General features: G+C 71.4%; 8 protein-coding genes. 4 read left to right on the forward strand and 4 right to left on the reverse strand.

Annotated features, from left to right (window positions below; translation table 11 throughout):
• The first annotated feature begins 448 nt into the window (after positions 1-448).
• The 3 genes from ADK55_RS07450 to ADK55_RS07460 all read left to right on the forward strand — a co-directional run bounded on the left by ADK55_RS07450 (position 449) and on the right by ADK55_RS07460 (position 3,758).
• Positions 449-811, forward strand: coding sequence for a hypothetical protein (locus ADK55_RS07450; protein ID WP_053676678.1), 363 nt, complete (start codon positions 449-451; stop codon positions 809-811).
• An 82-nt stretch (positions 812-893) separates the two neighbouring features.
• Positions 894-2,414 (forward strand): cryptochrome/photolyase family protein, encoded by a 1,521-nt coding sequence (locus ADK55_RS07455; protein ID WP_199826466.1) that lies wholly within the window; start codon positions 894-896, stop codon positions 2,412-2,414.
• Between the two features lie 144 nt (positions 2,415-2,558).
• A complete protein-coding gene (locus ADK55_RS07460; RefSeq protein ID WP_053676680.1) occupies positions 2,559-3,758 on the forward strand; it encodes a spore photoproduct lyase family protein in 1,200 nt (399 codons plus the stop codon).
• A gap of 139 nt (positions 3,759-3,897) precedes the next feature.
• Here the strand turns inward: ADK55_RS07460 and ADK55_RS07465 are convergent, their stop codons facing one another.
• From ADK55_RS07465 to ADK55_RS07485, 4 genes are all read right to left on the reverse strand, one after another.
• Entirely contained in the window at positions 3,898-5,040 is a 1,143-nt protein-coding gene (locus tag ADK55_RS07465; RefSeq protein WP_053676681.1) for a serine hydrolase domain-containing protein, read from the reverse strand.
• Positions 5,041-5,140: 100 nt separating this feature from the next.
• Positions 5,141-5,479: an STAS domain-containing protein gene (locus tag ADK55_RS36070; RefSeq protein ID WP_078998599.1), complete on the reverse strand. Its 339-nt coding sequence runs from the start codon at positions 5,477-5,479 to the stop codon at positions 5,141-5,143.
• Between the two features lie 227 nt (positions 5,480-5,706).
• Entirely contained in the window at positions 5,707-6,711 is a 1,005-nt protein-coding gene (locus tag ADK55_RS07480) for a MerR family transcriptional regulator (RefSeq protein ID WP_053676684.1), read from the reverse strand.
• A gap of 3 nt (positions 6,712-6,714) precedes the next feature.
• Positions 6,715-7,386 (reverse strand): HEAT repeat domain-containing protein, encoded by a 672-nt coding sequence (locus tag ADK55_RS07485; RefSeq protein WP_053676686.1) that lies wholly within the window; start codon positions 7,384-7,386, stop codon positions 6,715-6,717.
• Between the two features lie 368 nt (positions 7,387-7,754).
• Between ADK55_RS07485 and ADK55_RS07490 the strand changes: the two genes are divergently transcribed.
• Positions 7,755-8,252, forward strand: a complete 498-nt coding sequence (locus ADK55_RS07490) for a SigE family RNA polymerase sigma factor (RefSeq protein WP_053676685.1) — start codon at positions 7,755-7,757, stop codon at positions 8,250-8,252.
• Positions 8,253-8,363: the final 111 nt, after the last annotated feature.

Below are 8,363 nucleotides of genomic sequence, written 5' to 3' on the forward strand. Positions count from 1 at the left end.
GCTGCCCCTGCGCGGCCCCGTTCGGGGAGCCGGGGCGAACGGGGAGCGTGCCGGGGGCGCAGTGCGGGGGCCCGGCGGCCTCGGCGCGCGGGGCGGACTGGACCAGCGGCAGGGTACACAGGGACAGCGCGGCGAGCAGGAGCACGATGCGGCGGTGGGCAAGTGCCATGGCGGAGCCTTCCGGCGGATGAGGTGGGGACCGGAGAGCCCGAGCCCGTTCCCATGATGGGGAAGTCATACCGCGTGAATCCAGAACAAACAGCTGATGTCGGAGTGATTCGGTAGGAGCGGGGGCAGCCCCGTCCCTACTGATCGATGCCATGACGGGACTGCCGTCGGCCCGGCGGGCCCGTGAGCGGCGCACACCGAGCAGGCCGGGCGAGGCCGGAGGAGACTGGGAGCGGGCGGGAATTCTCGGGACGGCGGGACCGAAAGCCGTGGAGGAACCATGACGGCGACCACGCGTGACCAGGCCCCCGTGGCCATCGCGGGCGAGGGCGTGGAGTTGCGCTTGCAGGAGATCGGCGGTGGCTTCTCCGTCGCCTTCATGCGCCTCTCCGAGGGGATGGAGATGGCTCCGGCGCTCAAGGGGCTGCCGGACGACCTGTGCCAGTGCCCCCACTGGGGCTATCTGCTCAAGGGCACGCTCAGGATGCACACGAAGGAGGGCTCGCGGGACTACACGGCCGGGGAGGCCTTCTACTGGGCCCCGGGCCACGCTCCGGAAGCGGTCGAGGACGTGGAGTACGTGGACTTCTCGCCCACCGAGGAGTTCAAGCGGGTGATCGACCACGTCACGTCGCAGCCGTGAGGGCGTACTGAGGCGCACCCGAGCGAGGGCGGGCGGTCGTGTCAGCCATCCCGCACTCCTGCCGAGTTGGTTGGATGCCGCCATGAGTCCAGTGCACTGGTTGTTCGGCGACCAGCTCGGCCCACACTTCACCGCCACCGCCACCGCCACCGCCACCGCCGCCGGCGGGAGGCCGAGGAACACCCGGTGGCTGCTGATCGAGTCCCGGGCGGTCTTCCGCCGGCGCCGGTTCCACCGGGCCAAGGCCCATCTGGTCCTCAGCGCCATGCGCCACCGGGCGGCCGACCTCGGCGGGAGCGCCCAGTACGTCGAGGCGGAGACCTATCGCGAAGGCCTCGCGCGGGCCGTGGGCGACGCACCCGTCTCCGTGCACCACCCCACCTCCCGCGCCGCCCTCACCCTGGTGAACTCGCTGCCGCAGGTCACCGTCCACCCCGCCCGCGGGTTCCTCGTCGGACACCGGGAGTTCGGCGAGTGGGCCGCACGGCAGAAGGGGCGGCTGCTCCAGGAGAACCTCTACGAACACACCCGGCGCACCCACGACATCCTCATGGACGGCGACCGACCGGCGGGCGGCCGGTGGAACCTGGACCACGAGAACCGCGAACCTCCACCTCGCGGCGAGACCACCCTGGGCGCACCGGCACCGTACCGCCCCCGCGAGGACGAGATCGACGAAGGAGTCCGGCGAGACCTGGACCGCTGGGAACGGGAGGAGGGCGTCACCTTCGTGGGCCGCGACGGCCCGCGGCTCTTTCCCGCGAGCCGCCGCGAGGCACTGGCCGCGCTCGACCACTTCGTCACGCACCGCCTCGCCGGCTTCGGCGCGCACGAGGACGCCATGCTGGCCGCCGACCCCGTGATGAGCCACAGCCTGCTGTCCTCCTCCCTCAACCTCGGGCTCCTCGATCCGTGGGAGTGCGTGAGCCGGGCCGAGGACGCGTGGCGGGCCGGACACGTCCCGCTCAACAGCGCGGAGGGGTTCGTCCGGCAGGTCTGCGGCTGGCGCGAGTACGTGTGGAACCTGTACTGGCACCTCGGCGAGGACTACCGACACCGGAACGAACTGCGCCACACCGCGCCGCTGCCCACCTGGTTCACGGAGCTGGACGCGGACGCGCTCGGGGCCCGCTGCCTGTCCACCGTGCTGGCACAGGTCCGGGACACGGGGTGGACGCATCACATCCCCCGGCTGATGATCCTCGGCAGCCACGCCCTGCAACAGGGCTGGGACCCGACCGAGGTGACGGACTGGTTCCACCGGTGCTTCGTCGACGGCTACGACTGGGTGATGCTGCCCAACGTGGTGGGCATGTCGCAGTACGCGGACGGCGGGCTGATGACCACCAAGCCCTACACCTCGGGCGGCGCCTACATCCACCGCATGAGCGACCTGTGCGGGGGCTGCCGGTACCGACCCGCGGACCGTACCGGAGACCGGGCCTGCCCCTACACCGTCGGCTACTGGTCCTTTCTGAACCGGCACCGCGCACGGTTGGCGGACAACCCGCGCACGGCGCAGGCCGTGCGCGGGCTGGACCGGCTGGGCGACGTGGCGCAGGTCATCCGGGCGCACCGCGACACGGGGGACGCCCCGCCCTGAGGAAGCCCCCCGGGTGTGTCTCACCGGCGCACCGGGCCGCCTACAGTGGAATGTCAGGCGGGTCGTCCCGGTGCACGTCGCCCGGTCTCCCGCCTCCCCACAGCCCTCACGGGGCCGACCGCGAAGATCCCGCAGGAGACGCACATGGGCGCCCGACCGCACGCGGGCCGACCGGACGAGCACCCGGACGACGCGGACGCCCTGTTCGCTCTGGAGGACATCGACACGGGTCAGGAGAGACACCCTCCGGCGGACGCCGGCCCGCTGTTCCGCGACTCCCCGGCCGCGCGCCGACTGCTGTCCGTACGGGCCGTCCACGCCGAGCCCGCTGCCGCCGCCTCCCCGCGCGGCAGGCAGATCCTCGCCCGCTTCCCCGATGCCGAAGTCGTTCCCGTCGCCTCGCACTGGGGGATCCCGGAGCTCCACGGCAACGCGGGGAACGTCGACCGCTGGGTCCGGATCAAGAGCGAGACCCTGGTCCTGGGGGAGAAGAAGACGCTCACCACCCGGCCCAACGGCCGCTCCGCGGACTGGATCGCCCCCGGCCCGGCCAACGGCTGCGCCATGGCCTGTGCCTACTGCTACGTCCCGCGCCGCAAGGGCTACGCCAACCCGATCACCGTCTTCACCAACATCGAGCGCATCATCGCCCACCTCTCCCGGCACATGGCGCGCCTCGGCCCCAAGACCGAGGCCAACCAATGCGACCCGACCGCCTGGGTCTACGACATCGGTGAGAACAGCGACTGCTCCGTCGACGCCCTGATCAGCGACAACGTCGCCGACCTGATCCGAGCCTTCGCGCGCCGGCCAACCGCCAAAGCCTCCTTCGCCACCAAGTTCGTCAACCCGGACCTCCTCCTGCTGGACCCGCGCGGCCGTACCAGGGTGCGGTTCTCCGTCATGCCACAGCAGGACTCCACACTGCTCGACATCCGCACCAGCCCGGTGAGGGACCGGATCGCCGCGGCCGGGGACTTCCTCGAAGCGGGGTACGAGGTCCACTTCAACCTCTCGCCCGTCGTCCTGCGCCCGGACTGGGAGCGGGACTGGTCCCTCCTGCTGCGGCACATGGACGACGTGCTGCCCCGTGCGGTGAAGGAGCAGGCGGCCGCCGAGGTGATCATGCTGACGCACAACAAGGACCTGCACGACCTCAACCTCGGCTGGCACCCGCGCGCCGAGGAGGCCCTGTGGCGGCCGGACCTCCAGCAGCCCAAGCGCTCCCAGAACGGCAGCCTGAACGTCCGCTACCGGGGCGGCGTCAAGGCCGAGGCCGTCGAGACGATGCGCACGCTCGTCGCCGCCCACGCCCCGTGGCTGAGGATCCGGTACGCCTTCTGAAGGGTCCGCACCGCGTCGTTCGGGCGGTGACCGGAGAAGCGGGTTCGCCGCGGCCGCGCGGCACGCTCCCGGGAGTGGGCGGGCTCACCGGTCCGAGGGGAAGGGGATCGGGTCAGCCCTCCGTGCGCTCCTGCGCGGGTCAGCCCTCCGTGCGCTCCTGCAAGGCAGGGGCCCCGTGGTCCGCGCGGAGTGTGCTTTCGACGGCGTCGGCCAGATGCGTGACACGGTCGTGCGTGTGCAGACCGCGTGTGACGTAGGCGAGTGCGTAGCCGTGAGCGGGGGAGTACCAGGCGCAGCTGCCGCCGATACCGCCCATGCCCAGGTCGCCGTTGTCGTCGATCTGGAAGCCGAGGGACCAGCGGACGGTGTCGCGCAGGAAGCCGTCGGTGCCGGTGGCGGCGGTGCGGAACAGTTCGGACCAGAGCTCCCCGCCGAGGAGTCGTGCGACGTGGCCGTCGGGCCGGCTGAGGTCGTCGTAGAGGCTCGCCAGTGAGGTGGCATCGGTGATGAGACCGACGGCGCCGAAGCGAGCCTGGTGCCAGGACGGACTGCGCAGGGTGTCGGCATCGAGGAGGCCGGCGGGGCGCAGCAGGGCGGCGCGACCGAGTTCGTGGGCGAGGTGGGAATCGGTCCATTCGGTACCCATGGGCTCGGGTTCGGCGACCAGCGGGAGCTCGTGGGGGTGCACGCCGAATCTGAGGCGTGCGCCGAGCACGCCGGACAGGGCTTCCGTGTGTGCGCGGACCGAGGGGGCGCCGACCGCGGCGAGGAGCCCGTCGACGAGGTGGCCGTAGGTGGAGGCGTGCTCGGCGATGACCTGACCCGGCACGGTCCGCGGTTCCATGGCTTCGAGGTCGTGCACGAGCGCGGCGTGGTCGCGGGGGTCGAGCCCGGCGGCGGCGGGTGAGAACGTGTGCTTGCCGGAGCGGTGACTGAGGATCATGCGCAGGGTCGTGGGATGTGCCGGCGCGTCGCGGTAGGCGGGCCAGCGCGCGGTGACGGGCTCGTCGAGGCCGAGGTGGCCGTCGGCGACAGCCTGCAGGGCGGCGAGCGCGACCAGCGGTTTCCCGGTGGAGAAGACCTGGACGAGGGTGTCGGCGCTCCAGGGAACCTCTCGTGCGACGTCGGCGCTGCCGCCGTGCACGACGAGGGCGGGAGCCCCGTCGCGCCAGATCGCCAGCGAGCCGCCGGGCTCGCGTTGTGTGTCGACGAGCTCCTGGAAACGCGAGATGACCGACTCCCAGTCTCCGCTCGACTGTTGGACACGGACGGCTGCGGGCATCGCTTGCCTTTCCTCTGAGAAGGGGGCGCGGCTCAGGGCGGAGTCGTCGGGGAAGGCGCCCGGTGTGGCCGCCTCGGCCTCCGGGTGGGGTTCAGGCTGGTCAGGTGTCCGTGAGGGGGAACAGGTTCTCGGTACAGGTGAGTTCCAGCAGCTGGAGGATCTGTGGGGAAGGGGCGCGCAGGCTGATGCGCCGGCCGTTCTCCTGGGCGGTGCGCCGCGATTGGATGAGGACATTGAGGCCGGAGGAGTCGCAGAAGGTGAGTTCGCTCAGGTCCACCACGATCTCGGCCGGGCAGTCGGGCCGGGTGATCATCGAGTGAAGGGCTTCCTGCAACATGGGCGCCCGATCCAGGTCCATCTCACCCCCGACCCTGATGACGACGTGCTGCTCTTCACTCTCCAACCCCACGGGCGGGAGGGGGTCCAGTGGATCATCCATGCTTCCACCCTAGTGCCCTCGGGGTGGCCGACAGTCTGCCCCGAGAAGGGCGCTCCGCGCGGGCTGTTCGTCGGCCGGTCCGTCGGCTTGACGCCTCGGGTCAGGTGACCGGCGGGCGCGACCGATGTGCTCGGTCGCGCCCCCTGGCCGAGGCCGTGCCGGTGGCCAAGCCCATGCCGGTCAAGCGGGTTGCGGGGATGGTGTCCGGGGAGGATTCGTGGTCTACGTCATCGTGCTTCGCGCCGTTGAAGAAGGTACGCCGCGGTCAGTGCCACGGCAGGGTCCTCGTCATCCGACAGTTCCACAAGGGCACGTGACGCCCTGCTGCCCGGGATGTCCGCCAACGCCTGGGTCAACCGTCCGCGTGCGGGCGCCCCCGTGGTATCGACGGCGAGGCGCTCGACGAGCCCGGCCGCGATCCGATCCGCCGTCGCGGTGTCGCCCGCCAACACGCTCAGCGCGTCGGCCGCATCGGTGTCGTTCCTTCCCCCCACGACCATGTCGATGAGTGTCGGGGCCGCATCGACCACGCCACGTGCCCCGAGTGCCAGAGCCGCATGCCCGCGGACCACGAGGTCGTCGTGAAGGAGAGCCTGCCGCAGTTGCGCGGTGGCCTCACCTCCGGGAAACGCGGCCAGGGATTGGACGGCGCGTTCCCGCACCGCCGCCACCGGTGAACCGAGGCCCCCCGCCAACAACGCCGGCCCGGCGTCGCCCGATCGAGCCAGCGCCCATCGAAGGGCACCGGCGACGTGCGGATCCGCCTCGCGCAGCGCCGCCTCGACCAGGGCCTCCACCGGAGGTGAAGCCTCGTTGGTCGAGGACAGGGCCGCGCGTTGGCGCGCTCCGGCGCTCTTCGAACCCAGGGCCTGGAGGAGTGCGACGACCTGGAGGACGTCCTCCCAGCCGGTGGGATCCGCGGCGTCGATCCGGCGCAGCCGCGTGAGCAGCTCGGTCTCGGCCGCGATGCGTTCGCGCGACTGAGCCATGAGGTCGCCGACGAGCACCGAGGGCGTGAAGCCGGGATCGTCGAGAGCGCGCCCGATCTCACGCAGCGACATCCCGAGCGACCGCAGGCTCTCGATGTGGAAGATCCGCCGGACGTCCGCCCCGGAATACTCCCTGTACCCGGAGCCCGTGCGCCCCGAAGGACGCACCAGACCGAGCGACTCGTAATGCCGGAGCATCCGGGCACTGACCCCGGACCGCCGCGCCACCTCACCGATCAACACGCCCTATCGTCCCTCCTGACCGGATCCGCCGAGGGCCACGACGCGCTTCGCCTCCTCGATCGCGTACTCGAACCCGGCGTCCGGGTCGCGCCTCAACCGTTGTGTGGCGAGCGCGTGCACGCGCACGCGCGGGTCGGGGGCCGTCGTCGCGGCACGCAGGGCCGGCGCGACGGCTTCACCCAGCGCGACCAGTGCCCGGCTCAGGCTCAACTGCGTCTCCCGCTCACCACGCCCGAGCTGAGTCGCCAGCACCTCGGCCAAGCCCGCCTCCTCGCCTTCGGGAACGAGCACGACCGCTGTCCGCCAGGCGCTCCGTGCCACTTCGTCGTCGGTATCGGACAACAGTGTCCGCGTGATCGCCGGCCACGCCCGCCGATCCCCGATCTTGGACAGTGTGTGCAGCGCCTGACTCCGTGCCTGCGCCCGCCCCGAGCGGACCTCGCGCACCAGCCCGGGGAGCGTCACGGCCACGGGGTGGCGGGTGAGCGCCCAGGTCAACATGTCGCGGACGAAGAAGTCGGGTTCGATCGCGCAGCGCTCGACGAGCGTGTCCACGAAGCGCGGGTCGGGCGCCGTTCCGATCGCCAGAGCAGCACGCAATCGTACGGACGAACGGTCGTCCTCCAGCTCCTGAAGCGCTCGGTGCCCATCCGTGTCCTGCCTCGTGATCGTCATCAAGACCACCTCCTTGGCCAACAGTGAAGGCCTTGTCACCGTGTCAAGGTCAAGCAGGACCCGCGCGGGGACGGGAGCACCCGGCCGCGAGGAGGCCCGAGCCGAAACGGTGTCGGAGGAGCAGCGCTCCCGACACGGGACGGCCTCGACGCTCGCCCCGGGCATCCTGCGGAGAGAACGCTCCCGGCCCCCTCCGCCTCGTGCTCTGCCGAGCGGGCGAGGTCGGCCGTCCGGCCGCGTGTCCCCGAGGGCTCGTGTGACACCACTCACAAGACTGCTCGACGTCCGGTGTAGACCGGATGCGGTGCGGCGGGCGTATTCCCGGTGGGAGGGATACGTGGACGCGGGAGTGATTGCGGGAGTGATTCTTGACGGTCGAGGAGTTCGAAGAGTTCTACGCGCAGGCGGCGGGACGGCTGACAGGACAGCTGTACGTGATGCTCGGCGACCACCACGAAGCGCAGGACGTGGTGCAGGAAGCGTTCGTGAAGGGGTGGGGCCGGCGCAGGCAGTTGGACAGTGAGGGGCGGCCCGAAGCCTGGATCCGTACCGTCGCGTGGCGGCTCGCGGTGAGCCGTTGGCGCGGCCGGAGGCGTACCGCCGACGCCTGGGAACGCACCGCCCCCGCCGGGCACGTGGACGGTCCGGGACCCGAGGCGGTGGCCCTGGTGGAGGCGCTGCGGCACCTGCCGCCGAAACAGCGCCGGACCATGGTCCTGCACTACGTGTGCGACCTGACGGTCGAGCAGATCGCCGCCGAGACCTCCCTGTCCCCAAGCACGATCAAGACCCACTTGTCCCGGGGCCGCGCCACCCTCTCCCGCCATCTGCAGGACCCCCGCATTGAGGAGGCTCCCGATGCCTGATTCCAACGATCCACTGCGGTCGCTGTTCCAGGAAGCGGCCTCCGCCGGGCAAGAGGGGACCGCCCTGGCCCCCGTCTCCGTCATCGCCCGGCGCGGGGAGCGGGCCCGGCG

Source organism: Streptomyces sp. WM4235 (assembly GCF_001279725.1).
In the GTDB taxonomy this organism is placed as follows: domain Bacteria; phylum Actinomycetota; class Actinomycetes; order Streptomycetales; family Streptomycetaceae; genus Streptomyces.